Origin of the sequence: Hymenobacter nitidus (genome assembly GCF_020447315.1) — a bacterium.
GTDB classification, from domain to species: Bacteria; Bacteroidota; Bacteroidia; order Cytophagales; family Hymenobacteraceae; genus Hymenobacter; species Hymenobacter nitidus.
The window spans coordinates 57,946-83,845 of sequence record NZ_JAJADQ010000014.1; the positions used below are offsets into that span (position 1 = coordinate 57,946).

Below are 25,900 nucleotides of genomic sequence, written 5' to 3' on the forward strand. Positions count from 1 at the left end.
GCGTCGGGCTAATCTGTTGAAGTAGAAGACCTCAGCCTGGCTACTGGCTGCGAATTAGTGGCTTTTTCCGAGCTGCTTTCTGCCGCGGCTCCCGTGGTTTCTGCTACTTTTGCCCTCTTCTCCTGTACCTCAGTACCTGAATATGAGCAACGCCCCGCAGAAAACTGCCGCCAACACGGCCGAAGGCACCCTGGCCGAAATCGTGTCGCACGCCAAGGAATATGGTTTCGTGTTTCCCTCCTCCGAAATCTACGACGGCTTGGCCGCCGTGTACGACTACGGCCCCAATGGCGTGGAGCTGAAGAATAACCTGAAGCTGCTCTGGTGGAAGGCCATGACCCAGCTCAACCAGAACGTGGTGGGCATCGACGCGGCCATCTTCATGCACCCGCTCACCTGGAAAGCCTCCGGCCACATCGACGGCTTCTCCGACCCGATGATTGACAACCTCGACAGCAAGAAGCGCTACCGCGCCGACGTGCTGCTCGAAGACAAAGCTGCTGAGTACGAGAAAAACGGCGAAATAGCCCGGGCTGAAACCCTGCTGGCCGAAATGGGCCGCCTGCTCACGGCCGAGGATCTGGCCGGCGTCAAGCAGCTCATCATCGACGAGAAAATCCTGTGCCCCGCGAGCAAGACCGGCAACTGGACCGACGTGCGCCAGTTCAACCTGATGTTCTCGACCCAGGTTGGGGCCGTTGCCGAAGGCTCGAGCCAGATTTACCTGCGCCCCGAAACGGCCCAGGGCATCTTCGTTAACTTTTTGAACGTGCAGAAGTCGGCGCGCCAGAAGGTGCCGTTCGGCATTGCCCAGATCGGCAAGGCCTTCCGCAACGAGATTGTAGCCCGCCAGTTCATCTTCCGCATGCGGGAGTTTGAGCAGATGGAAATGCAGTTCTTTATTCGCCCTGGCACTGAGGACGAATGGTACCAGCACTGGAAAGAGACGCGCCGCCGCTGGCACGAGGCCATGGGCTTGCCGGCCGACAAGCTCCGCTTCCACGACCACGACAAGCTGGCTTTCTACGCCAAAGCTGCCGTCGATATCGAGTACGAATTTCCTTTTGGCTTTAAGGAAATCGAGGGTATCCACTCCCGTACCGATTACGACCTGACTCAGCACCAGACGCTGAGCCGCAAAAAGCAGAACTACTTCGACAACGACGTCAACCCCGAAACCGGCAAGCCCTACGGCAACTACGTGCCCTACGTGGTGGAAACCTCGGTGGGTGCTGACCGGCTGTTCCTGGCCACGCTCTGCCAGGCGTTTCAGGAAGAAACCATCGTCGAGGGCGAAGGGGAGGAGCAGAAAACCAAAACCCGCAAGCTGCTGCGTCTGCACCCAGCCGTTGCGCCGGTAAAGGCTGCCATTTTCCCGCTGGTGAAAAAGGACGGTCTGCCCGAGAAGGCCAACGAAATCTACAACAGCCTGCGCCACGACTTCCGCCTGGTAGTGGAGGAGAAGGACTCTATTGGCACGCGCTACACCCGCCAGGACCTGATTGGTACGCCCTTCTGCATTGCCGTCGACCACCAGACCCTGGAGGACGAAACCGTAACGGTGCGCCACCGCGACTCGCGCGAGCAAACCCGCATGCCTATTTCCGAGCTGCGTGCCTACATCGGCGAGGCCGTGAGCGTTTCGCGCATTTTCGAGAAGCTGTAGCCCGCCTGCCGCTTCGGCTGTCATCCTGAGCCCCGCGAAGGACCTTGTCCCGTTGAACGAGAGTTGTACCAACGACTTGTTCTGACGGGATAAGGTCCTTCGCTTTGCTTGGCGCCGCTCAGGATGACCGACGGTTGGTCCAGGGTCCTGCCCTGACCTACCTGCTGTTTTCAACCGCCTGTCATTGCGTACCTTTGCTAAATTTTAGCGGCCTATGTGGAGTAAACTCGCCTTATTTACCATCAAGAACCGGCGCATTCTGGTATTGCTCCTGGCCGCTATTACGGTGTTCATGGGCTGGCATGCCCGCAAAGTCGAAATGACCTACGACTTTGCCCAGGTCGTGAGTCCCGACGACCCGGACATGGTGTATTTCCAGCAGTTCAAGCGCACCTTTGGCGAGGACGGCAACGTGTTTGTGCTCGGTTTGCAGGACAGCAGCGTGTATAAGCTGGGCAACTTCAATGAGCTGCGCAGCCTGACCGACACGCTGGGCAAGGTGCAGGGCGTGAGCGGGGTACTGTCCGTTACCAAGCTCATCAAGCTGGAAAAGGACACTGCCAACCAGAGCTTCCGGGCCAGCCCCATCTTCAAGGAATTCCCCCAGACCCAGGCCGAGCTGGACTCCCTGATGCGGGTTGTGAACCGCCAGGAGTTCTACAAAGGCCAGCTAATTTCGCCCACCACGGGTGCCACGCTGCTGGCCCTTACCATGGACCCCAAGTTCCTGAACTCCTCGAAGCGCGAGAGTGTAATGAAGGAAATTCTGGCCCACGCCGAGCGGTTTCAGCAGAAAACCGGCATCCGGATGCACTACGCCGGCCTGCCCTACGTGCGGGCCACGATGACCACCAAGGTGGCGGCCGAAATGAAGCTCTTCGTGGCCCTGACGGTGGTGATGATGGCCGTGACGCTATTCATGTTCTTCCGCACCTGGGCCGCCGTGGTATTCCCCATCCTGATTGTGCTCATCGTGGTGGTGTGGTGCATCGGCTCGATGGTGCTCATGGGCTACAAAATCAACCTGCTCACGGGCCTGATACCGAGCATTATCATCGTCATCGGCATTCCCAACTGTACCTACCTGCTGAGCCGCTACCACTACGACTACCGCAAATCCGGGAATCAGGTGCTGGCCATGACGCGCGTTATCAGCAAAATCGGCCTCGTTACGCTGATGAACAATACTACCACGGCCATCGGCTTCGTGGTGTTCTGCTTCACCAATATTGCCATTCTCTACCAGTTTGGCCTGGTGGCCACGGTCAATATTTTCGTGGCTTTCCTGGTGTCGTTCATCCTGATTCCGATTGTCTTCACCATCCTGCCCCCGCCTACGCCCAAGCAGCTGGAACACCTCGACGCTACCCCGCTGACCAAACTGCTGGAGTTCTTTGAGCACCTCGTGCTGGAGCGCCGCGGCACCGTGTATCTGGCGGCTCTGGCCTTGATTGCCCTGTCCATCGGCGGCATCGTGAAGGTGAAGTCCGTGTCTTTTATGGTAGACGACTTGCCCAAGGACAGCTCGGTAAACGCCGATTTGAAGTTCTTCGAGCAGCATTTCAACGGAGTAATGCCCCTGGAAATCGTCATTAATACGGGCTCGAAGCGCGGCATTATGAAGCTCAAGAACCTGGAGAAAATCGACCGGTTCGAGAAGTTTCTGCGCACCCAGCCCGTGCTGACCACGCCCGTCAGCGTCGTGACTTTCCTCAAGGCCTCGACCCAGGCTTTCTACAACGACAACCCCGAGTACTACCGCCTGCCCGACAACTCCGAGAAGAACTTTATCCTCAGCTACCTGGCCCGCTCGCAGGGCGCCGGCGGGGGCATGGACAGCAAGCTGATCCGCTCCTTCACCGACTCTACGGCCCAGAGTGCCCGGATTTCGCTCAAGATTGCCGACATCGGCTCCCGCAACCTCGACACGCTGCTCACCAACCAGATTCAGCCCCAGATCAAGCAGATTTTCAACGGTACGGGCATGGACGTGAAGCTCACCGGCACCACGATTCTGTTCACCAAAGGCAACGAGTACCTGATCAACATGCTCAAGGAGAGTCTGGTCATTGCCTTCGTGCTGGTCGGGTTGGTGGTGCTGATTCTGTTCCGCAGCATCCGGGCCGTGTTCTTCACCCTGCTGCCCAACTTCTTCACGCTGCTGCTCACCGGCGGCATTATGGGCTACTTTGGCATTCCGCTCAAGCCCAGCACGGCGCTTATTTTCAGCATTGCCCTGGGCATCGATGGCGACAACTCGATTCACCTGCTGGCCAAGTTCCGGCAGGAGCTGGCCGCCAACGGCCACCGGGTGAAGGCCGCCATCAGCACCACGCTTTCGGAGGCCGGCACCAGCATGATTTACACCAGTATCGTGCTGTTTCTGGGCTTTTCGGTGTTTGCCTTCTCCGAGTTTGGCGGTACCAAGGCCCTGGGCTTGCTCATGTCGGCCAGCTTGCTGATTACCAACTTCTCGAACCTGATTCTGCTGCCCTGCCTGCTGGTCACCTTCGAGCACGGCAAGGACGAGAACATCAACGAATCCTTCATTCAGCACTTCGACCACACCTACCACGAGGAAGACGACGACGCGGAAATCAACCTTCGCCGCATCCCGCTGCAGAAGAGCCCGGATACGCTGGAGTCGTAGCGCCTCACCCCTAGCCCCTCACCAAAAGAGAGGGGGACTAGCTCTAAAATTTTACAATCTAGTTCTCTTACTAGCTCTACTACTTCTATTTCTAATCCCTCTCTTTCGGAGAGGGGCTAGGGGTGAGGCGGCTAAAGGCTAGCTACTAAGTCCTCAACAATGAACTACCCCGAATACAAGCAGCCGCTCAACTACGGCCAGGTCGGCACCGATATCCTGGCCTGGTGGAAGCAAAACGGCATCTTTGAGAAAAGCGTGAGCACCCGGGAAGGGCAGGCCACCTTCGTGTTCTATGAAGGGCCGCCTTCGGCCAACGGCGCCCCCGGCATTCACCACGTCATGGCCCGCACCGTGAAGGACATCTTCTGCCGCTACCAGACGCTGCTGGGCAAGCAGGTGTCGCGGAAAGGCGGCTGGGATACCCATGGCCTGCCCATCGAGCTGCAGGTGGAAAAGGAGCTGGGCATCACCAAGGAGGATATCGGCAAGAAAATCAGCATTGAGGAGTACAACCAGCGCTGCCGCGAAACTGTCATGCGCTTCAAGGCCCAGTGGGACGACCTCACCGAGAAAATGGGCTATTGGGTAGACCTCGACGACCCCTATATCACCTTCGAGCCCGAGTACATCGAAAGCTGCTGGGCGCTGCTCAAAAAGCTCTACGACAAGGGCCTGCTCTACAAAGGCTACACCATTCAGCCCTATTCCCCGGCCGCCGGCACGGGTCTGTCTTCGCACGAGCTGAACCAGCCCGGCACCTACCGCGACGTGAAGGACACGACCATCGTGGCCCAGTTCAAGGTGAAGCAGGATGAGAAATCCGCCCAGCTTTTTGCCGGCGCCGAGAACGTGCCAACCTTCATCCTGGCCTGGACGACCACGCCCTGGACCTTGCCGGCCAACACCGGTCTGGCCGTGGGCAAAAACATCAGCTACGTGCTGGTACGCACCTTCAACCCCTACACCTACGCGCCCATCCGGGTGGTACTGGCCGAGGCGTTGGTGGGTCGTCATTTCGCCGAGAAAGGCAAAGACGCCTCGCTCGAAGACTACAAAGCCGGCGACAAAGTGCTGCCCTGGCGCATCGAAGCAACCTTCAAGGGGGCCGACCTGGTTGGCATCAACTACGAGCGGCTGTTCGGCCACGACAAGGGCTTTCCGGCCTTTGAAGGGGAGGAGCGCGCCTTCCGCGTTATCAACGGGGACTTCGTCACTACCGAGGACGGTACCGGCATCGTGCACATTTCGCCCACCTTCGGCGCCGACGACTTCCGCGCCGCAGCCCTGGCCGACGTGCCCGCGTTGCTAGTAGCCGACGACGAAGGCAAGCTGGGCCCCATCGTGGACCGCACCGGCCGCTACGTGGCTCAAATGGGTGAATTCGGGGGCCGCTGGGTGAAAAACTACGACGGCCACGACCAGAGCGGCGCCGACTACAAAACCCTGGACGAAAGCATTGCCATCCGTATGAAAGGCGACGGTACGGCCTTCAAAGTGGAAAAGTACGAGCACACCTACCCCCACTGCTGGCGCACCGACAAGCCCGTGCTCTACTACCCGCTCGACTCCTGGTTTATCAAAACCACGGCGGTAAAAGACCGGCTCATCGAGCTCAACAAAACCATCAACTGGAAGCCCGAAAGCACCGGCACCGGCCGCTTCGGCAACTGGCTGGAAAACCTGGTGGACTGGAACCTGAGCCGCTCCCGCTACTGGGGCACGCCCCTGCCCATCTGGCGCAGCCAGGACGGCTCCGAGGAAATCTGCATCGGCAGCATTGAGCAGCTCAGCGCCGAAATCGACAAGGCCGTAGCCGCCGAAATCATGACCCACAACCCCTACCGCAAGGTAAATGGCGCTTGGGTGATGGCCGACGGCAGCGAAGCTGAATCGACCAAGAAAATCGACTTGCACCGCCCCTACGTAGATGATATTTTCCTGGTGAGCCCCACCGGCCAGGCCATGTACCGCGAAACCGACCTCATCGACGTGTGGTTTGACAGCGGCGCTATGCCCTACGCCCAGTGGCACTACCCCCTGGAAAACAAGGACGTGTTTGAGCGGAATTTCCCGGCCGACTTCATTGCCGAAGGCGTGGACCAGACCCGCGGCTGGTTCTTCACGTTGCACGCCCTGGGCGTGATGCTGGAGGATTCCGTGGCCTTCAAGAACGTCATGGCCAACGGCCTGGTGCTGGACAAGAACGGCAACAAGATGAGCAAGCGCCTCGGCAATGCCGTCGACCCGTTTGCCACCATCAGCCAGTACGGCCCCGACGCCACCCGCTGGTACATGATTGCCAACGCCCAGCCCTGGGACAACCTCAAGTTTGACCTCGCCGGCATCACCGAAGTGCAGCGCCGCTTCTTCGGCACGCTCTTTAACACCTACTCCTTCTACTCGCTCTACGCCAACCTCGACGGTTTCCAGGCCACCGAAACCGGCCGCGTGCCCCACGCCGAGCTGAGCGAGCTGGACCGCTGGATTCTGAGCAAGCTCCAGTCCCTCATCCTTGAAGTGCGCGGCTATTACGACGGCTACGACCCCACCAAAGCGGCCCGCGCCATCCAGGATTTCGTGACCGATCAGCTCTCCAACTGGCATGTGCGCCTCTCGCGCCGCCGTTTCTGGAAGGGCGAGCTGACCACTGACAAGCGCGCCGCCTACGAAACCCTGCAGGAATGCCTCGTGACCGTGGCCCAGCTCATGGCTCCCATTGCGCCCTTCTTCGCCGAATGGCTCTACAAGAACATGACCGACGGCCTGCGTCAGGAAGGCAACGCCCAACAATGGACCGCCGAATCGGTGCACCTGACGCTGCTCGTGCAGGCCGACGAAGCCCGTATCGACAAGGCTTTGGAAGAGCGGATGGAACTGGCCCAGCGCATTTCTTCGCTCACGCACTCGTTGCGGAAGAAGTCGGTGCTGAAGGTTCGTCAGCCTCTGCAGCGCATCCTGGTGCCCGTGCTGAACGACACCACGCGGGAGCAAGTCGGCAAGGTCGAGGATTTGATCTGCGCCGAGGTGAACGTGAAGCACGTGGAGTTCCTCGACGATACCAGCGGCGTACTGGTGAAGTCGGTGAAGCCCAACTTTAAGCGTCTGGGCCAGCAATACGGTCCGAAACTGAAGGTAGTAGGCGCCCGAATTCAGCAGATGACGGCCGAGGAAATCAGCACGCTCGAAAAAACCGGGCAGCTGGCCGTCGAAATTGAGGGTGAAACCTATACCCTGGCCCCCGACGACGTGGAAATCCGCACCGACGATTTGCCCGGCTGGCTCGTGGCCACCGACGGCCCGCTCACCGTGGCCCTCGATGTGACCCTGACTGAGGAGCTGCGCCAGGAAGGCGTGGCCCGCGAGCTGGTGAACCGCCTGCAGAATCTGCGCAAGGACAACGGACTGGAAGTACAGGACAAAATCCGCGTGACTTTGGGTCAGCAGCCCGAGCTGGAAGCCGCTGTGCAGTCGTTCGGTGCCTACATCCGGGAGGAAATTCAGGCCCTGGCGTTGGATTTCGCGCCCGAAATCAGCGGCGGTTCGGTGCTCGAATTCGATGAGTATTCGGTGCCCGTGCAGCTGGAAGTCGCAAACAGCTGAGCCTAAGGTGCCAACCGACTTTGTAAAAAGGTCGGTTGGCACACCGGCGCACAAAGTGTTTTCCGACCCCGCAAATTCGGCTCAAAAGGGCACAAAACGCCCGAAAAATATATACCAGAGGGCAGGAGCAAGGCTGGCCCGCTTCCCACGGGAAAGTCTAAAATTCTTCGTCCCTTTGTACCCGGAGAGGAGAGAGGGTAGCAGGCTGCACTTTTGTCAGGCTTTCCACCCACTTCTACCGTCTCGCTTCTCACTACCTGCTTATGAAGTACTGGAAATACTACCTGCTGGCGCTGCTGGTCATCGTCATCGACCAACTCTCGAAGTGGGCTACGCACACCTACATGCAGCCCGGCATGGCGGGCGAGATTCACCTGATTGGCGACTGGGCCAAGCTGCACTATACGCTGAACCCCGGTATGGCTTTCGGCGTGGAGCTGCCACCGCCCTACGGTAAAATCCTGCTCACCAGCTTCCGGTTGGTGGCCATGGTGGGTATCAGCTACTACATCTATAAGCTGTGGCAGCGCCGGGCCGTACCCGGCTTCATAGCCTGCGTGGCCCTGATTCTGGGTGGGGCCGTGGGCAACCTGATTGACTCGATTTTCTACGGCAAAATCTATAATAATGCCCCGTTTGGCGCGCCTACGCCCTGGTTCCACGGCCAGGTTATCGACATGCTGTACGTGGACATCTACGAAGGCTTTTTGCCCGCCTCCTGGCCGCTGGTCGGAGGGACGCACCTGTCGCTGTGGCCCATCTTCAACATCGCCGACTCGGCCATCTTCATCGGGGTAATGCTGATTCTGTTCAATCAGAACAAGTTCTTCGCCGAAGAAAGGGCCGCCGAAGCCGCCCCCGAAGTACCCCGCCGCGACGCCGAAACTCCGGAAGTGGTGTAGCCGCCACTTTAAAAGCAAAAAAAGCCCGTTGGATTGCTCCAACGGGCTTTTTTTATGACTTAAAACGAGCTGCAGGCAGTATCTTAGGGGCTGGCCAAGTCCCGCTATTCGCACCATGATCCTGAAACAGAAACGAATCTACCGCACCGACTTACAGGTTAATCCTACTACGCTTTACCTGTTCGGTGACAATGAGCAGCGCCGCGGCAAAGGTGGGCAGGCCATTGAAATGCGAGATGAGCCCAATGCCGTGGGAATTCGGGTCAAACGCCGGCCTCGCCTGCAGGAAGCCGATTTCTGGACCGATGCTGCGTTTGAAGCCAACTGCCGCATGATTGAAGATGATTTGGCCCCGGTCCGCCAACATCTGGCTGCTGGCGGCACGGTTGTTTTGCCTGAGGATGGCATCGGAACCGGATTGGCCCAACTAGAGCAGCGGGCTCCTAGAACCTTTGCCTTCCTGCAGCAAGCCCTGCAAAGCCTGGGTTAAGCCCTTTTAAAGCTTCAAAATGCCGTTTTACCAAGTATAATGCACCATGGGCCGGATGCGCTGGTCGTAGATGGCGCGCACCTGCTGCATCTGTTCCTCGGTAATGGCCGGCAGCTCGGCTGCTCTCAGGTTTGATTCGAGCTGGCTGGGCTTGGAAGCGCCGGGAATCACACAGCTCACCTGGTCGAACATCAGCACCCAGCGCAGGGCGACAGGCGCCAGGTTAGGCTGGTCGGGAAATACCTTTTTAAGCGCTTCTACGGCCTCCAGGCCCACCTCGTAGTCAACGCCTGAGAAGGTCTCGCCTTTGTCAAAGGCGGCCCCTTCCCGGTTGAATTGGCGGTGGTCGTCGGCTGAGAAGGTAGTGTCGCGCGAAAACTTGCCCGTGAGCAGCCCGCTGGCCAGCGGCACCCGCACGATTAGGCCCACGTTGTGGCGCTTGGCTTCGCTGAACAGCAGCTCCTGGGGTCGTTGGCGGAACATGTTGAAGATGAGCTGGATGGAGCATACGTTTGGGAAGGTTAGGGCTTTGAGGCCTTCTTCCACCTTTTCCACGCTCACGCCCAGGTGCCGGATCTTGCCTTCTTCCTTAAGCCGGTCGAACACCTCGAAGATTTCGGGCCGGTAATAGACCTCGGTAGGGGGGCAGTGGAGCTGAATCAGGTCGATGGTGTCGAGCTGCATGTTGCGCAGGCTCTGCTCCACGAACTTGCGCAATACGTCCGGTTGGTAAGCATCGGCAGTGTGGGGCTGCAGCTGCCGGCCGCATTTGGTAGCCACGTATACCTGCTCGGAGCGGCTGCGCACGAGCCGGCCCACGGCCTTTTCACTCTCGCCGTCGCCGTACACGTCGGCCGTGTCGATGAAGTTGATGCCGCTGTCCACGGCGGCATTCAGAATCTGGTCGGCGTTTTCGTGGCTGAACGGGTCACCCCATTTGCCGCCCACCTGCCAGGTGCCGAGGCTGATTTCGGAGACGGAAAGGTTGGTTTTGCCTAGTTTGCGATACTGCATAGTGCGTAAAAAAAGTGTTTTGGGTGTGATGGAGGGCTTATTAGGCCTTACGTAAGCCCCGGCCGGCAAGCTACGGCCCGCCTGCCTATCTTTACCGATTGTCGTCCCGAATTTCCCGTTTCCCGTGCCCGAGCCCATTCTTTCCGTCCGCAACCTGACCATCGACTTTCGTTCCCACCGCGGCGACGTGCGGGCTGTGCAGGACGTATCGTTCGACCTGCACCGGGGCGAAACCGTGGCCATCGTGGGCGAATCCGGCTCGGGCAAGTCGGTAACCTCATTGGCCCTGATGGGTCTGATTCCGCTGCCGCCCGGCCGCATTGCCTCGGGCACGGCACAGTTTCATTCTGAGGCCCTGGGCGAAGTGGATTTGCTGCAGCTTTCGGATCAGCAGCTGCAAAAAGTGCGCGGCAACGACATCAGTATGATTTTTCAGGAGCCGATGACGTCCCTGAATCCGGTGTATACCTGCGGCAGTCAGGTGGTGGAAGCCCTGCGCCTGCACACCACACTAACGCAGAAGGAAGCTGAGGCCCGCACCGTGGAGCTGTTTCGCATGGCCCAGCTGCCCCGCCCCGAGAAAATCCTGACCAGCTACCCCCACGAAATCAGTGGCGGCCAGAAGCAGCGCGTGATGATTGCCATGGCCATGGCCTGCAACCCGGCCATCCTCATTGCCGACGAGCCCACCACCGCCCTCGACGTAACTGTGCAGGCCCGCATGCTGCAGCTCATCGACGAGCTGCGCCGCCAGCACAACACCGCCGTGCTCTTCATCACCCACGATTTGGGCGTGGTGGCCGAAATTGCCGACCGGATTCTGGTCATGTACCGCGGCTGGGTAGTAGAGCAGGGTTCGGTGCTCGACATCTTCACCAACCCCCAGCATCCCTACACGAAAGGTTTGCTGGCCTGTCGGCCCAAACTTTCCGTAGGCCGGCAGTGGCTGCCCGTGGTGGCCGATTTCATGACGGAGGACGCCGCGGGCAACCTCGTGGAAAAATTCACCCGTTCCACGTCGGAAAGCTCAACAATTGCCGTAACTGCTACCTCTGATAACATTTCTCTTGAAACCACCAAAACGTTCCCCGTGGAACAAAATGAGGCAGTTTTGGCCGGTGAAACGCAAGGGAAGGTGCTCAATCCAAGGTTGGCTGCTGAGGCGGCCCGGGTACCTGCCGGCAGCCCACAGCCGGTGCTGCTGCGGGTAGAAAACCTGAACGTCCACTTCCCCATTCGCAAGGGCTGGTTCAGCAAACCCGAGTTTGTGCGGGCCGTGGATGGGGTCAGCTTCGACATCTTCCGGGGCGAAACCGTGGGACTGGTGGGCGAGTCGGGCTGCGGCAAAACCACGCTGGGTCGGGCTCTTTTGCGCCTGGTGGAACCAACGGCCGGCCGCATTCTGTTCGAAGACACGGATCTGGCGGCCTTGCCCGCCGGCGAACTGCGCAGACGGCGCAAGGAATTCCAGATGGTTTTTCAGGACCCCTACGCGGCGTTGAACCCCATGATGACGGTGGGCGAAGCCATTCTGGAGCCGATGCGCGTGCATAACGTGGGCGGCACAAAGCAGGAGCAAAAGGCCCGGGTGCTGGAGCTGCTGCGTACTGTGGGCCTCAAGGAAGAGCATTACCTGCGCTATCCGCACGAATTCTCGGGTGGGCAGCGCCAACGCATCTGCATTGCCCGCGCCTTGGCTCTGCAACCCAAGTGCATCGTCTGCGACGAGTCGGTATCAGCCCTCGACGTGTCGGTGCAGGCCCAGGTGCTGAATCTGCTCAACCAGCTCAAGCGCGACTTCGGCATCACCTACCTGTTCATTACCCACGACTTGTCGGTGGCCCGCTTCATGTCCGACCGACTCCTGGTCATGAGTCAGGGTCGGATCGTGGAAAGCGGCCCCGCCGCCGAGGTCTACGCCAACCCCCAGCACGAGTACACCAAACAGCTGCTGGCTGCCATTCCCAAAGACGAGCCCAGCGACATCCGTGCCGCCGTAGCCCGCCGGGCCGTGGAAGCGTAGTTAAACATCCATTCCCTTCTCATCCTGAGCCCCGCGAAGGACCTTATCACGCTAGCACGAGTCGTGACAACGCTTGCCGTTCGTATCCCATAAGGTCCTTCGCTCTGCGTACGTCAGATGAAGAATGACAGCACTTATCTATAGTCTCCCAAATCCTTAACCGCTACCATATCAGCCCTGTCATCATTCCATAACATTCCGCATATAGTTCTTCTCGAATTTATTCCGTATTATCCCTCAAACCCCGCGACCCGCCATTTTGCGCCGCGACTATAACCCGGCCGCGTGGGCCGCGTTCAACTCCTAATCAACCCCGCGCCGGGCTACTGAGTCCGGCGTAATTTCCATTTATCTGCGCCGCCTGCGAAACCGAAAACCACTGGCGGCACCCTTGTTTTCTAATGAAGAAAAAAGACGAATCCGAGGCTCCCCGCGCTTCCGCGAAAGCCTCCCGCGCTCCGAAAAGTGAGCCAGCCCCAGTAACCAAAAACCTGGTGTACCGCATTTTTGCCGATAACCCCGGTAAAGTATTTTCCTATCGTCAACTCTCACGCCGCCTGGGCGTGACCACCAAGGAGCAGCGCGAAGACGTGTTTGCTCACCTCAAAGCCCTCAAGAACGCCGGCCAGCTGACCCTGCTCCAAAATGATGACTACCGCCTCACCGACGCGGAAGCTCTGAAGGTGCAGCCCCTGGCCAGTGAGCGCAAAGACCACGGCAAAACCTTCGTGAAAGGTGGCCGCCCCGTCGAAGCCGAGTTCGGCAACGACCCCATCGTGCGCCGCCGCCGCACCCAGGGCTTCGACGAGCCCGGCGACGGTCAGCCCGCCGCGCCCCAGTACCGGGAGCGGGGCCAGCCGGGCAATGACACCATTACCGGAACCGTGGCCCTGGCCACCAGCCAGTATGCTTTCATCATCTCGGAGGAAAGCGAAACTGATGTGCGCGTCTTCACCGACCGCCTTAAGTTTGCCATGCAGGGCGACACGGTCCGCATCCGCCTGCGCGGCCAGCGCGACGGCCGCCCGGTGGGCGACGTGGTGGAAGTGGTGAACCGGGTGAAAACCGAAATCGTGGGCCAGCTCAAGCTGCAGGGCGGCTTCGGCTTCGTGTCGCCCGACCACCGCAAGCTCTACTTCGATGTGTTCGTACCCTACGAAGCACTGAACGGCGCCAACGACGGCGAGAAGGTGCTGGTCAGCATCACCGAGTGGCCCGAGGACAGCAGCCGCCAGCCGGTGGGCGAAATCGTGCGCAGCTTTGGCCCCGCCGGCCAGAACGAGGCCGAGATTAACGCCATCATGGCCGAATTCGGCCTGCCCTTCGAATTCCCCGCCGACGTGGAGGAGGAGTCCGAAGCCATTCCGGACCGGATTCCGGAGGAGGAAATTGCCAAGCGCCGCGACTTCCGTCCCATCACCACCTTCACCATTGACCCCGCCGACGCTAAGGACTTCGACGATGCCCTCAGCATTCAGAAGCTGGAAAACGGCCACTGGGAAATTGGGGTGCACATTGCCGACGTGACCCACTACGTGACGCCCGGCACCATGCTGGAGAAGGAAGCCAAGCACCGCGCCACCTCGGTCTACCTGGTCGACCGGGTGATTCCGATGCTGCCCGAACGGCTCTCGAATGGCGTCTGCTCGCTGCGCCCCCACGAGGACAAGCTCACCTTCTCGGCCGTGTTTGAGCTCGATGAGAAGGGCAAGCTCTACGATTCGTGGTTTGGCAAAACCATCATTCACTCCGACCGCCGCTTCTCTTATGAGGAGGCTCAGGAGCGGATCGAAAGCGGCGAAGGCGAGTACGCGGCCGAAATCGTGCTGATGAACGACATAGCCAAGAAGATCTGCGCCGAGCGGTTTCGTAAGGGCGCCATCAGCTTCGAAACCCAGGAAGTGAAGTTCCGCCTCGACGAGAACGGCAAGCCGCTGGGCGTGTACGTGAAGGAGCGCAAGGATGCTCACAAGATGATTGAGGAGTTCATGCTCATGGCCAACCGCAAGGTGGCCGAGTTCGTGTTCAAGCTCAAGAAAACCAACCCGCGCTTCACGATGGTGTACCGCACCCACGATGCGCCCGACGCCGACCGGCTCCAGAACTTTGCCCTCTTCGCCCAGAAGTTTGGTCACACTCTGGACCTGAGCAACCCCAAAAAGCTGAGCACCGAGCTCAACGATTTGTCGATGGAAGTGGTGGGCCGGCCCGAGCAGAACGTCATCCAGACGCTGGCCGTGCGCACCATGTCGAAGGCCAAGTACAGCACCGAGCCACTGGGCCACTTCGGCCTGGCCTTCGAGCACTACTCGCACTTCACTTCGCCCATCCGCCGCTACCCCGACATGATGGCCCACCGCCTGCTGGAGCACTATCTGCAAGGTGGCAAAAACGTGAAGACCGAGCCCGTGGAGGAAGAGTGCAAGCACTCCTCCGAGCGCGAGAAGCTGGCCGCCAATGCCGAGCGCGCCAGCATCAAGTACAAGCAGGTCGAGTTCATGGCCGACGTGATTGGCGAACAGTTCAAGGGCGTCGTGTCGGGCCTCACCGAGTGGGGCCTGTACGTGGAAATCGAGGAGAACAAGTGCGAAGGCATGATCCGCCTGAGCGACTTGCCCGGCGACTTCTACGAGCTCGATAAGGACAACTACCGTCTCATCGGGCAGCGCAACAAGAAGATCATCCAGTTCGGCGACGAAATCCAGGTAATCGTGAAAGCCGCCAACCTGCTCGACCGCACCATTGACTTCGAAGTGGTGGATAACCGTCCCGACCACGAGAAAAGCCGCGAGAAGGACGAGCGCCGCCACAGCCGCGGCAATGATCGTTCGGACCGCAGCCGAGGCCCCCGCAACGAGAAGCCCGGCGGTGGCCGTGGCCCCGGCGGCAAAGGTGGCGGCCGCAGCGGCGGTGGCGACAAGCGCCGGCGGTAGACTGCGAAGATCTCACAATTGCACAATTGGAAAGCCCCGATACTAGAAATGGTATCGGGGCTTTCTGCTTCTGGCCGCATCCGATTTTCAGAACTCCACGGGTAGCTTTACCTCAATAGCTGCTGGCTTCCCAGCTCGCTTGCCCGGCATAAAAGCTGGTGCTTTGCTGATCAACTCCACGGCGGCAGCGTCGTAGGCGGGACTGATACCTTTGCCTGCAGCTACGTGGGCATCTGTTACGGCTCCTGATGGCAGCACGGTGAACGTGACCAGCACTACGCCCGCTGCCCGCGGTCCTTTGGGACGTTTCAGGTTCTTCTGAACGTACTGCCGGTACGCTGGGTAGCCACCCGGAAATTCGGGCATTATTTCTACCACGTTACCTCTGGTCTTGTCAGACGCTTCGGTTGCTGATTCAGCAATAGTTTCCAGTTCGACCACACCAGTGTTGCGAGTCGGCGGCGGGGCAGTTGCGGGACGTGCCGGCTTGGCTACCGGGGCCGGTGACTGGGCTTCCCAGCGGTTGTAGGAGGTCTGAGCTGCGGTCAACTCGGGTAGCAGTAACAGCAGGCAAAACAAGGCTCTAAAACAGCTCGACAGTGACATAATGAGAGGCTGGAGGTTGTAGGATAGGAGAACGTACTTGGCCGCTCCTGAAGTGCGCCAAGAAAACTTTCTCCCCCACCATTTCACAATTTCACCTTCCGTACCTTTCCACCGCACCTTTTTGATGCTCTGTGAATCTGTCTTTCTTCTCTGATAAAATCACTGCTGCCCTGGCGCAGCAGCGCTACGGCGAGGCCCCCGAGGCCCTCTACGAACCCATCCGCTACATCATGGCCCTGGGTGGCAAACGGATTCGGCCCCTGCTCACGCTGCTGGGCGCCCACCTCTTCACCGACGACCTCGACCCGGTCGTGAAGCCGGCTTTGGGCACCGAGGTCTTCCACAACTTCACCCTGCTTCACGACGACATCATGGACCAGGCCCCGCTGCGGCGCGGCCAGCCCACGGTGCACGAAAAATGGAATGCCAACGTGGCCATCCTCAGCGGCGACGTGATGCTGGTGCGGGCCTACGAGCTGTTTCTGGACGTGCGGCCCGAGCTGCTGGCTACCGTGCTGCGCAAGTTCAGCCAGACGGCTGCTGAGGTCTGCGAAGGCCAGCAGTGGGACATGCTTTTCGAGAAGGACGAGCAGGTCAGCATCGCGCAGTACCTGGATATGATCCGGCTGAAAACGGCCGTGCTGCTGGGCTTCTGCCTGGAGCTGGGTGCCCTGCTGGGCGGCGCATCTGCCGAGGCCGCCGACCACCTGCGCCAGTTCGGTACCGATATCGGTCTGGCCTTCCAGCTCCGCGACGACCTGCTCGACGTGTACGGCGACGCGGCCACCTTTGGTAAGCGCGTCGGCGGCGACATCGTTTCCGACAAGAAGACCTTCTTACTACTTACCGCCCAGGCGCAGGCCGGTCCGGAGCAGGCCGCCACGCTGGGCCGCCACATTGGTCAGCCCGTGACCGATGCCGACGGCAAAGTGCAGGCCGTGCGGGCCGTGTACGACGAGCTGGGTATCCGGGCCCAGACCGAGGCGCTCATCAACGAGTACTTCCAGGATGCGCTGCAGCACCTGGAGCGGGTGGAGGTGGCGGCGGCCCGGAAAGAGCCATTGCGTGGTCTGGCGTTGCAGCTGATGGAGCGTGAAAGCTAAGCCTGCCAAATAGCCCGGTTTTAGGCCCGTTGCGAAGACTTAGCCGTTTGGGCTAGGTCTTTGTTCGTTCTAAGCACTGCCAGGCTCTCAGAAGCCTTAAAATCGACTTTGAATCCTCTTCTCTTTTCTAATCCGAATCCATGCTCAACCTTGATGTCCCCATTGTTCTGTTAATCCTTACCGCTGGTATCTCCATCTATGCCTGGTCCAACCAGGATTTGATGGAAAGCTGGATTCTGAACCCGGTGCGGGTCAGTAAGCACGGCGAGTGGTACCGGCTGCTGACCTCCGGCTTTCTGCACGCCGACTGGATGCACCTTATTTTCAATATGATTGCCTTCTACTCCTTCGGGCAGGTAGTGCAGGGCGTATTGGTAGCCAACAGCGGCACCACGGTAGGCCTGCTGCAGTTTCTGGCCCTCTACCTCGGCGGCATCATCATCTCCGACCTGCCCACCTACTTCCGCCACCGCAACGACCCTGACTACCGCAGCCTCGGGGCCTCGGGCGGAGTGGCCGCCGTACTGTTTGCCAGTATCCTCTTCAACCCCGTGGGCGGCGAGGGGCAGGGCATCATCATTTTCCCCATTCTAATTCCAATCAAGCCCTTCATCTTCGGCTTCCTGTACCTAGGCTATTCCTACTATATGGGCCGCCGCCGGGGCGACAACATCAACCATGATGCTCACTTTTACGGCGCCTTGTACGGTATCATACTGACGCTCATATTCTTACCGGAAGCAGCGCCTCATTTTTGGAGCGAAATCCAACGTTTTGTATTTTAATTAACTGATAATCAGGTTGTTGAATATATAGAATAGTTCGGATTATATCCATTCCCGGACTCGTGCGTAAAGAGCGGCATATTCTTCCTCCACTCTTCCTACACCTGACTCCACATGAATAAGATTGCTGCCCTCGCCAACCGTCTGCCGGTTACCGCCCTTCTGCTGACTTTCGTTTCGTTGCTCTCCAGCTGCTCCGGGCGCCGGTCCGACGGTTCGCTCACGATTTTCGGAATTGCCTACCTGATCCTGGCTGTGCTGGCCGTCATCAGCCTCATCAAGCAGGACTGGTCCATCGGCAAAAAAATCATCTGGGGACTTATCATCTGGTTCTTCCCCTTCGGTGGCTCTATTATCTACTTCCTCTTTTCGGGGCGTAAATAGCTCCCCGCTCAACCCATAAAAAAAGCCCCGTCACAATTCTGTGGCGGGGCTTTTCTTTTAACAGGCAAGACTGCGCTAGTCGCGTTTTAGCAGCCGGTCTTTTTCCATGCGCGCTACGTGTTTCAGCAGGTCGCCGGTGTTCGTGATTTCCTTCACCTGCCAGTGGTCGCCCTGGTCCTGCATCTTCACTTCTATCACCATCGTGGTATCGTACTTGGGCTGGGTTATCTCGATGCCCACCAGTGCCTGGCCGTTCTGCTCGTTCACGTACTTGATGTCTTTAAACTTGCTATCGGTGCTGACCACTTTGCTAGCCAGGCCGGCCAGTGAGACCTTTACTACCCGTTCGGGCTGAGCGGCTGCGGCGGCTTCCAACGAACCCGTCTCCACGTAGTTCTGCACTTCTTTGTGCGCGGCCTTGGCCAGTTGGGGCTTCAGCAGGCGCAGAGCACCTTTGAAAGCAAACGAGCCGGGGTTAAGCATGCCCAGCACCGAGCTTTGCGCCGTCACCTGGTCAACGAGGCTGCCCGTCACGCTGTTCACATCCACGTAGCGCTCAAAGGCTGTCATATCGTGGTCCTGCGTGGCTTTAGCCGCCTGCATCAAGGAGTACTCAGGGCCGGTAGTGAGGCTACGGTAGTACAGATAACCGCCAACGCCCAGTACGGCCAGCAGCAACAGCAAAACAATCTTTTTCATACGAGGGGAAGAATAGGTAGAGTTTGGACCACAAAACTATTGGTTTTGCGGCCTATTCCAGTGTGCGTCGTGCGTGGGCCTGCACTGGCGGCTTTTGAGTCGGATAAAGCCTTGTTGCGCTCCAGGCTGCTTCTTTCTGGGGGCGCCTGCTCTCTTGCCCTAGGGCGTTACTACAGCCGTGCTTTCGCCTTGACGCCGGGTCCTGCGTACGTTACGCTATGGCTACTTATTCTGCTCTTACGCGCCCCGAAGTTCACGGGCACCGTGGCTGCCGGGGGCTTTTTCCCGAGAATACCTTGCCCGCGTTCCAGCATGCGGTGGCTCTTGGCGTTGATGTGCTGGAAATGGATGTTGTTATTTCCGCCGATGGGCAGGTAGTGGTTTCGCACGAGCCGTGGTTTTCGGCCGCTATATGCCGGCTTCCTTCCGGAAAGCCCATTCCGCCTGAGCAGGAGCTGCGCTACAATCTCTTCCAGCTTTCATACGACGAGATTCAGCGGTTTGACTGCGGGCTGACTCCCCACCCACGCTTTCCCCGGCAACAAAATCTGGCGGCTTCCAAGCCCTTGTTAAGGGATGTGCTACGCTCAGTTGAGGCCCAGGCCATCCACCTGAATCGGGCGCCACTCCGCTACAGCATTGAACTAAAAACCGAGCCCGGCGGTGACGGTATCTTTCATCCTGATCCTACGGTATTTGTTCCGCTGGTGCTGGCCGTGCTAGGGGAGGAGCAGGTGCTGGGCCGGGCCACGCTGCTTTCTTTCGACCCCCGGATTCTGCGTGTCGCCCGGCTGGTAGCGCCGCTCATCCGGCTGTGCCTGCTAGTAGAAGATGCCCGGCCCTTAACTGAGCATCTGGACGAGCTTGGCTTCATTCCGCAGGTCTTCGGCCCCAATTATCCCCTGCTTACCGCTAGCCTGCTGCAAGCCGTACATGCCCACGGAATGCAGCTCGTTCCCTGGACTGTGAACGGTGCCAACATGATGCGCAGCCTTATTCAGAGCGGTGTAACAGGTATCACAACCGACTACCCAGACGTACTCTTGGCGGTGCTGGACGAATAGCGTGCGGGTCCTGCGCCGAGTAAGAACATTTCATTTCTGCTCGGCTACTGCCGTTACACGGGCCACATTCTGTAATAAACACGGCCCGATGGCGTCTATTATAGGTTTTGCGTTTGCCAAGCCATCAAAGGAAGTAACCTGCGAGATAGTGTTACAGAGTAAATAGTTACACATGATGATACGGTGTAATAGATTGTGCGTGTAACATGTATATGTAAAAGCGTAATTTGTTTCGTGTTACATTTAACATCTTGTATCATTGTTACACGCGTAACGAGTAGTTGTATTTACACGTTTGATTTGTTTCAGTGAAACACTTTTGGCATCTTTACAGCCTGTCCTTATTACAACCTGCCCACTATGCCACACCAAGGCGAAATCCTTCAAGAAGCCATTAAAAACAGCGGTATTTCGATTACCCGCATCGTGGAGGAGCTTGGTATTACCCGTCCTACTATCTACCGTAAATTCAAAGACGATAATCTGGATTACGCTTTTGTAAAGCGAGTGGGTGAAATTATCGGACATGATTTTTCGAACGATTTTACCTCTTTACAGCAAGGTGTTTTACCTTTTGTTGCGACAACTGTAACTGTAACGCCTGCTGCAGTTGTTACAGGTCGTGTAAATGCGTTACAGCAGCCGGATAATGATCCTGTAAAACAGCTTATGGCGTTACAAACTAAGTATATAGCGCTATTGGAAGCCTACAATGAGCTCCTCATGAAGGTGTATGGCCCTAAATGACAAAAATGTTCCACGTGAAACATTTTTGTCATTCCTGCAGTAGGTCGGCTGTATAACAACGAGACGAATTATTGAACAAAGCAGGCCGGATTCAGGCCAGAATCAGTAAGCTATTTGACACCGTTCCTGCTGGAGCAGATGCATGTCCTGGTGCACCGCCAGCGCCGACAGGGCATTGTCAAACTCAGCTTTGTGACGCTCCCGAAACTCACGGCGTTTTATGGATTCCAGAAAGCGGCGGCTGTCTTCGGGAGTTTCCAAAGTCAGGCCGGGAACCGTGGTTGGTCGTCCATCGTCGTCCTTGGCAACCATGGTGAAGTAGCAAGTGTTAGTATGCTTCACGGTGCCGGTGCGAACATCCTCCGCAATGACTTTAATGCCTACGAGTAGCGAGGTGCGTCCAACGTAGTTCACCGAGGCTAGTAGTGACACCAACTCGCCTACCTCGACGGGCTGCAGAAAATTGACTCCGTCTACACTGACCGTGACGCAGTAGTTGCCGGCATGCTTGGAGGCAGCAGCGTAGGCTACTTTGTCCATCAGTGAGAGCAGAATGCCGCCGTGAATTTTGCCACCGAAGTTGGCATAGGAGGGAATCATCAACTCAGTCAACGTGACACGTGAGTAAGAAACAGGTCTGAATTCGGGCTTGAGGGAATCGGGCATGGGAGTAATGGGTGAGAGGGAAAGTGAAGTGAACAAAGTGCTGGAACCGGAGCTGTCAGGTAGCCCCAGGTGTTCTCCCAAGATGAATGGGACGAAACAAGAAAGGCCCCACATCCTGCGGAGCCTTAGGTAAGCAATACAACAAAGGAAAAGCAAGCCGCAGCAGCAACGCTGGCCTGGAAAAATAGCGGCGTGGAAGCTACACCTCAGGAAGCAGAAGCTGCCTATAAAAAGACGACCTCCTTTATGACCTTTTCCCCAACCTCGGCATTTATCAGGTCGAGTACCCGGGTCTTGGCCATTACCAGCTCGTGCTTGAGCGGGGCTGAGCTGAGCCGGACAAACAGCTTGCCCTGGCTGATGTAGACTTCCTGAGTTTTTAGGGCCACGGCCTTGCCCATAATTCGCTCCCAACTGGAAACAACCATCGTTTCGTTCAGCTTGCCCTGAATCCGGTAAGCTTTCAGCAGGGCGGTAATTCCCTCCTGCAAAGTCAGGATATCAGCTTTGCGGGAATTTTCGGGCGAGTTATACTTTTTCAAAATCAAGCTATATAATACGCGCGAACTGATGAGCTTGCCGGAGTCACGGAAAGCTTGATTGCAACCAGCTACAAAGGTAGGGGAGACGGCAGCTAAAGCGCCGTCACTTTGCCATTTTCTACCCGAAACCGGCTGATCTGTTCGGAAAGGTTGGCCAGTGCCCGGTCGGTACGCTCAAGGTGAGTGTCGGTCAGGAAAACTTGGCCGAAGGTCTGGTCGGCTACTAGCTGCAGCAGGCGGGTGATTCGCTTCTCATCCAGCCGGTCGAAAATGTCGTCGAGCAACAGGATGGGCTTGTGTTGCTTGCGCGTTGCCGCTATTTCAAACTGAGCCAGCTTGAGTGCAATAGCGTACGATTTTTGCTGTCCCTGCGAGCCGTAGTTCTTCACCGATACCTCATCCATTAGGAATACAAAGTCGTCCTTGTGAGGCCCGACGGTAGTGCGTTGGAGGGCCAGGTCTTTGCGCTCGAAGGTGCGTAGCAGATGGCCAAAGTCAGCGCCGGGTAGCTGACTCTTATAGTCTAAGGTTACCTGCTCCCGGCTGTCGGCTAGCTGCTGATAGTGGCGCTGAAAGATAGGAGTGAAGTCGGCTAGGAACTGCTGCCGCAGCTGCACGAGCTGCGTGCCCACGGGGGCCAGCTGCTCATCTAATGCTAACAGGTAGTCCCGGTCGTAGCCTTGGCGGTCGGCGGCCTGCTTGAGTAGGGCGTTGCGCTGCCGCAGAATGTGGTTGTACTGAATGAGCAACTCCAAGTACTCATGGTTGAGCTGCGAAATCAGGCTGTCGAAATAGCGCCGCCGCTCCTCGCTGCCCTGTCGGATAAGGTCAGTGTCGTACGGAGAGATGAGCACCACTGGGAAACGGCCGATGTGGTCGGAGATACGCTCGTAGGCTTGCTTGTTGCGTGTCACGGCCTTCTTCTGCCCGGCACGTAGGCTGCACTGTATGGTTTCGCGCACATCGTCGGGAGGAGTGCAAAACCGGCCCTTCACCACGAAGAACTCTTCGCCCTGCTTAATGCTCTGGGCGTCAGATGTGGTAAAAGCGCTTTTGGTTAATGCCAAGTAATGGATAGCATCGAGCAGGTTGGTCTTGCCGCTGCCGTTGTCGCCGATAAAGCAATTGATATGAGGCGAGAGCTGCAGCGTCGCTTCATCATAGTTTTTGAAGAACAGCAGATGTAGTGTTTCAAGAATCATTCAGGTTCGGAATTGCAATCCTTTTACGTACTTTCGCATCCCAAACGCGAACAACCGAGAGTACGATGGCGGAGACGAAAGTAAAGGCTACCCCAAGCGCTTCCAATTCGGCGAAAAAATCGTCGAGCAAGAAGACCACCCCTAAGGCAGACGGTGCCACCGGTACGGTGAAGCAACCCGACCCAGTATTGCCGCCGACGCACGATCAGCAGCCCGAGAGCAATGCTCCCCGGGCTACGTCGCCTGCTGAGCCGCAATTTCCCAAGGAAACCTACATGGCTTGGTATGAGCAGATGCAGCTCATGCGCAAGTTTGAGGAGAAGGCTGGTCAGCTCTACGGTCAACAGAAGATTAAGGGTTTCTGCCACCTCTATATTGGTCAGGAAGCCTGCGTCGCTGGTGCCGTATCGGCCCTGGAAAAAGGTGACAAATGGATTACCGCCTACCGCGACCATGCGCACCCGCTGGCCCTGGGCACCTCGCCCAATGCTATCATGGCCGAGCTGTATGCTAAAGCTACCGGCTGCTCGAAAGGCAAGGGTGGCTCCATGCACATGTTCGACAAGGAAGTGAACTTCGTCGGTGGCCACGGCATCGTGGGCGGGCAGGTACCAATGGGTGCCGGCCTGGCCTTTGCTGAGAAGTACAACAAAACCGGCAAGCTCTGCATCTGCTACATGGGCGATGGCGCGGTTCGGCAGGGTGCCCTGCACGAGGCCTTCAACATGGCGATGCTGTGGAAGCTGCCCGTCATCTTCGTGGTTGAGAACAACGGCTACGCCATGGGTACTTCAGTGCAGCGCACCTCCAACGTAACGGAGCTCTACCACATCGGCCGCGGCTACGACATGCCCTCCGAACCCGTCAACGGCATGAACGTGGAAGACATTCACGACGCTGTGGCCCGGGCCGCCGAGCGCGCCCGCGCCGGGGAAGGCCCCACGTTCCTGGAGTTCAAAACCTACCGCTACAAAGGTCACTCGATGAGCGACCCGGCTAAATATCGTACGAAAGAGGAACTGGAAGATTACCGTTCGCGTGATGCTATCGAATCGGTACGCCACACCATCCTGACCCATAACATGGCGACGGAAGAGGAGCTGGCGGCTATCGACGAGAAGATAAAAGCGCAGGTGCTGGAGTCGGTCGAGTTTGCCGAGAATTCGCCTTTCCCCACTGCCGACGAGCTGTACAAAGACGTCTACGTACAGCAGGATTACCCATACATCCGCGACTAACGTCGAAGCGGAGTTTTACCCGGCTGTCCGGCCGCCCTTTTTGAAAGCCTAGTAATGTCTAAGATTCCCTACACGCGCAATAGCCCGCAGAATCGTCCGCAGCAGACTCCCGTTCCGGCGGACCCGAACCAGCCGCTCGAAGGTGACCTGGTAACGGCGCACCCCATGCTCGAAGACCCGGATGCTTTGGCTGCCCGCCTAGCCGACACCGAAGATTTCCTGCGTCGCAAGAAAGGTATCCTGCTGGGCTTGCTGACGGTGCTGGTCGTAGCCGTAGTTGGTGCTTTTGCTTACTTCACCTGGCGCTCCTCGCAGGACACCAAGGCCCAGGCGGCCATGTTCCAGGCGGTGAACTACTGGGAGGCCGACTCGCTGAAGAAAGCCATGAAGGGCGACGGTCAGTACGACGGCCTCGAAGCCATAGCCTCGGAGTACGGTGGAACCAAAGCCGGCAACCTGGCCAACTTCTACGCTGGCGTAGGCGCCCTAAAGCAGGGACAATACCAGGCCGCTATCGACTACCTGGAAGACTTCAGCTCGAAAGACCTGCTGGTGCAGGCCCGGGCCTACGCGCTGCTGGGCGATGCCAACATGGAGCTCAACAAGTACAAGGAAGCCGCTGATCTGTACAGCAAAGCCGCCAGCCACAACGCCAATGAGTTCTTCTCCCCTGGCTACCTGATGAAGGAAGCTGCGGCCCGCGAAATGGCCAAGGACTACGACGGAGCCGTGAAGGCCTACGACAAAATCCTGAACGACTACCAGAACGCCCAGGAAGTAGCCGAAGCCAAGCAGTTCAAGGCCCGCGCCGAAGGATTGACGGGTAAGTAAGCTTCCCTGAAGACACAAATAAGAGCTGCGCTTTTCCGTAAGGAGGGCGCAGCTTTATTTTATAGTAACGTGCCCAACTTAACGAAGACCGGCTTATGGCTACTTCCCTGAAAAACCTGAGCGACTACACCGCTACCACCTTTGTCGATATCTCCGAGAAGCGCTTTGGCCTTGTAGTAGCCGAATGGAACCGCGAAATCACCGATGTGCTGGCCCAGGGTGCCTACGATACCCTGATTCAGCACGGCGCCAAAGACGAGAACATCTACCGCAACACGGTACCAGGCAGCTTCGAACTAACTCTGGGGGCTCAGTTTCTGGCCCAGCACGAGGAAATAGATGCGGTAATCTGCCTCGGGGTGGTTATCCGGGGCGACACCAAGCACGACGACTACATCAACCACGCCGTGGCCCAGGGCCTGACCAACGTCGGGCTGAAGTTCAATAAACCCATTATTTTCGGATTGGTAACGACCAATACGCTGGAACAGGCGCAGGACCGGGCGGGTGGCAAGCACGGCAACAAAGGCGTGGAAGCTGCTGCCGCGGCTATTCACATGCTGAGCTTCTAGCCGAACGGTAGCGTCGAGCTTTCGGCAAAGAAAAATCGTAGCTGGCTGATTATCGGACAAAAGCGTAGCTTTGCGGCCAAATAGCGCGGGAATACGCCAAAACCGGGAACCCAACCTCTGCGGGAGGCTGAATAGCAAACTTATTTGAAAAGGATGCTGTTTAAAAGCCAGATATGCCGGGAT

General features: G+C 57.9%; 21 protein-coding genes. 15 read left to right on the forward strand and 6 right to left on the reverse strand.

The genetic code is table 11. The features are described from left to right. Window positions 1-142: 142 nt before the first annotated feature. The 5 genes from LGH70_RS21210 to LGH70_RS21230 all read left to right on the forward strand — a co-directional run bounded on the left by LGH70_RS21210 (window position 143) and on the right by LGH70_RS21230 (window position 9,308). Window positions 143-1,666 carry a glycine--tRNA ligase gene (locus LGH70_RS21210; RefSeq protein WP_226189929.1) on the forward strand — a complete coding sequence of 508 codons (1,524 nt, stop codon included), beginning with the start codon at window positions 143-145 and terminating at the stop codon, window positions 1,664-1,666. A gap of 214 nt (window positions 1,667-1,880) precedes the next feature. After that, window positions 1,881-4,316 (forward strand): efflux RND transporter permease subunit, encoded by a 2,436-nt coding sequence (locus tag LGH70_RS21215; RefSeq protein ID WP_226189811.1) that lies wholly within the window; start codon window positions 1,881-1,883, stop codon window positions 4,314-4,316. A 159-nt stretch (window positions 4,317-4,475) separates the two neighbouring features. Continuing rightward, window positions 4,476-7,916, forward strand: a complete 3,441-nt coding sequence (gene ileS / locus LGH70_RS21220) for an isoleucine--tRNA ligase (protein WP_226189813.1) — start codon at window positions 4,476-4,478, stop codon at window positions 7,914-7,916. Window positions 7,917-8,179: 263 nt separating this feature from the next. After that, the gene (locus LGH70_RS21225; RefSeq protein WP_226189815.1) at window positions 8,180-8,818 is read left to right on the forward strand and encodes a lipoprotein signal peptidase; all 639 of its coding nucleotides are present in this window, start codon (window positions 8,180-8,182) and stop codon (window positions 8,816-8,818) included. A 115-nt stretch (window positions 8,819-8,933) separates the two neighbouring features. After that, the gene (locus LGH70_RS21230; RefSeq protein ID WP_226189817.1) at window positions 8,934-9,308 is read left to right on the forward strand and encodes a DUF7831 domain-containing protein; all 375 of its coding nucleotides are present in this window, start codon (window positions 8,934-8,936) and stop codon (window positions 9,306-9,308) included. A 27-nt stretch (window positions 9,309-9,335) separates the two neighbouring features. On the opposite strand, the gene LGH70_RS21235 is transcribed toward LGH70_RS21230, so the two are convergent. After that, on the reverse strand, window positions 9,336-10,322 hold the full coding sequence (locus LGH70_RS21235; RefSeq protein ID WP_226189819.1) for an aldo/keto reductase: 987 nt from the start codon (window positions 10,320-10,322) through the stop codon (window positions 9,336-9,338). 124 nt (window positions 10,323-10,446) lie between these two features. Here LGH70_RS21235 and LGH70_RS21240 point away from each other — a divergent pair, with 124 nt between their 5' ends. Continuing rightward, on the forward strand, window positions 10,447-12,345 hold the full coding sequence (locus tag LGH70_RS21240; RefSeq protein ID WP_226189821.1) for an ABC transporter ATP-binding protein: 1,899 nt from the start codon (window positions 10,447-10,449) through the stop codon (window positions 12,343-12,345). A gap of 401 nt (window positions 12,346-12,746) precedes the next feature. Then, window positions 12,747-15,278: a ribonuclease R gene (rnr, locus tag LGH70_RS21245; RefSeq protein ID WP_226189823.1), complete on the forward strand. Its 2,532-nt coding sequence runs from the start codon at window positions 12,747-12,749 to the stop codon at window positions 15,276-15,278. An 87-nt stretch (window positions 15,279-15,365) separates the two neighbouring features. Here rnr and LGH70_RS21250 read toward each other — a convergent pair whose 3' ends face one another. Beyond that, window positions 15,366-15,884 (reverse strand): TonB family protein, encoded by a 519-nt coding sequence (locus tag LGH70_RS21250; protein WP_226189825.1) that lies wholly within the window; start codon window positions 15,882-15,884, stop codon window positions 15,366-15,368. A 131-nt stretch (window positions 15,885-16,015) separates the two neighbouring features. Between LGH70_RS21250 and LGH70_RS21255 the strand changes: the two genes are divergently transcribed. The 3 genes from LGH70_RS21255 to LGH70_RS21265 all read left to right on the forward strand — a co-directional run bounded on the left by LGH70_RS21255 (window position 16,016) and on the right by LGH70_RS21265 (window position 18,156). Continuing rightward, window positions 16,016-16,987: a polyprenyl synthetase family protein gene (locus tag LGH70_RS21255; RefSeq protein ID WP_226189826.1), complete on the forward strand. Its 972-nt coding sequence runs from the start codon at window positions 16,016-16,018 to the stop codon at window positions 16,985-16,987. Window positions 16,988-17,127: 140 nt separating this feature from the next. Further along, on the forward strand, window positions 17,128-17,772 hold the full coding sequence (locus tag LGH70_RS21260) for a rhomboid family intramembrane serine protease (RefSeq protein ID WP_226189827.1): 645 nt from the start codon (window positions 17,128-17,130) through the stop codon (window positions 17,770-17,772). A 114-nt stretch (window positions 17,773-17,886) separates the two neighbouring features. Then, window positions 17,887-18,156: a PLD nuclease N-terminal domain-containing protein gene (locus LGH70_RS21265; RefSeq protein ID WP_226189828.1), complete on the forward strand. Its 270-nt coding sequence runs from the start codon at window positions 17,887-17,889 to the stop codon at window positions 18,154-18,156. 75 nt (window positions 18,157-18,231) lie between these two features. Here the strand turns inward: LGH70_RS21265 and LGH70_RS21270 are convergent, their stop codons facing one another. Next, window positions 18,232-18,855, reverse strand: coding sequence for a DUF2939 domain-containing protein (locus LGH70_RS21270; protein WP_226189829.1), 624 nt, complete (start codon window positions 18,853-18,855; stop codon window positions 18,232-18,234). Between the two features lie 218 nt (window positions 18,856-19,073). Between LGH70_RS21270 and LGH70_RS21275 the strand changes: the two genes are divergently transcribed. Continuing rightward, the gene (locus LGH70_RS21275; RefSeq protein ID WP_226189830.1) at window positions 19,074-19,919 is read left to right on the forward strand and encodes a glycerophosphodiester phosphodiesterase family protein; all 846 of its coding nucleotides are present in this window, start codon (window positions 19,074-19,076) and stop codon (window positions 19,917-19,919) included. Window positions 19,920-20,279: 360 nt separating this feature from the next. Continuing rightward, window positions 20,280-20,666: a helix-turn-helix domain-containing protein gene (locus LGH70_RS21280; RefSeq protein ID WP_226189831.1), complete on the forward strand. Its 387-nt coding sequence runs from the start codon at window positions 20,280-20,282 to the stop codon at window positions 20,664-20,666. A 102-nt stretch (window positions 20,667-20,768) separates the two neighbouring features. Here the strand turns inward: LGH70_RS21280 and LGH70_RS21285 are convergent, their stop codons facing one another. The 3 genes from LGH70_RS21285 to recF all read right to left on the reverse strand — a co-directional run bounded on the left by LGH70_RS21285 (window position 20,769) and on the right by recF (window position 23,076). Beyond that, window positions 20,769-21,266: an acyl-CoA thioesterase gene (locus LGH70_RS21285; RefSeq protein WP_226189832.1), complete on the reverse strand. Its 498-nt coding sequence runs from the start codon at window positions 21,264-21,266 to the stop codon at window positions 20,769-20,771. Between the two features lie 290 nt (window positions 21,267-21,556). Beyond that, window positions 21,557-21,874: a DciA family protein gene (locus tag LGH70_RS21290; protein WP_226189834.1), complete on the reverse strand. Its 318-nt coding sequence runs from the start codon at window positions 21,872-21,874 to the stop codon at window positions 21,557-21,559. Between the two features lie 92 nt (window positions 21,875-21,966). Beyond that, window positions 21,967-23,076, reverse strand: a complete 1,110-nt coding sequence (recF, locus tag LGH70_RS21295) for a DNA replication/repair protein RecF (protein ID WP_226189836.1) — start codon at window positions 23,074-23,076, stop codon at window positions 21,967-21,969. Window positions 23,077-23,351: 275 nt separating this feature from the next. Here recF and pdhA point away from each other — a divergent pair, with 275 nt between their 5' ends. The 3 genes from pdhA to ribH all read left to right on the forward strand — a co-directional run bounded on the left by pdhA (window position 23,352) and on the right by ribH (window position 25,717). Beyond that, entirely contained in the window at window positions 23,352-24,314 is a 963-nt protein-coding gene (pdhA, locus tag LGH70_RS21300; protein WP_226189931.1) for a pyruvate dehydrogenase (acetyl-transferring) E1 component subunit alpha, read from the forward strand. Between the two features lie 54 nt (window positions 24,315-24,368). Further along, window positions 24,369-25,145 carry a tetratricopeptide repeat protein gene (locus LGH70_RS21305; RefSeq protein WP_226189838.1) on the forward strand — a complete coding sequence of 259 codons (777 nt, stop codon included), beginning with the start codon at window positions 24,369-24,371 and terminating at the stop codon, window positions 25,143-25,145. A 95-nt stretch (window positions 25,146-25,240) separates the two neighbouring features. Next, window positions 25,241-25,717, forward strand: coding sequence for a 6,7-dimethyl-8-ribityllumazine synthase (ribH, locus tag LGH70_RS21310; protein WP_226189840.1), 477 nt, complete (start codon window positions 25,241-25,243; stop codon window positions 25,715-25,717). Window positions 25,718-25,900 lie beyond the last annotated feature (183 nt).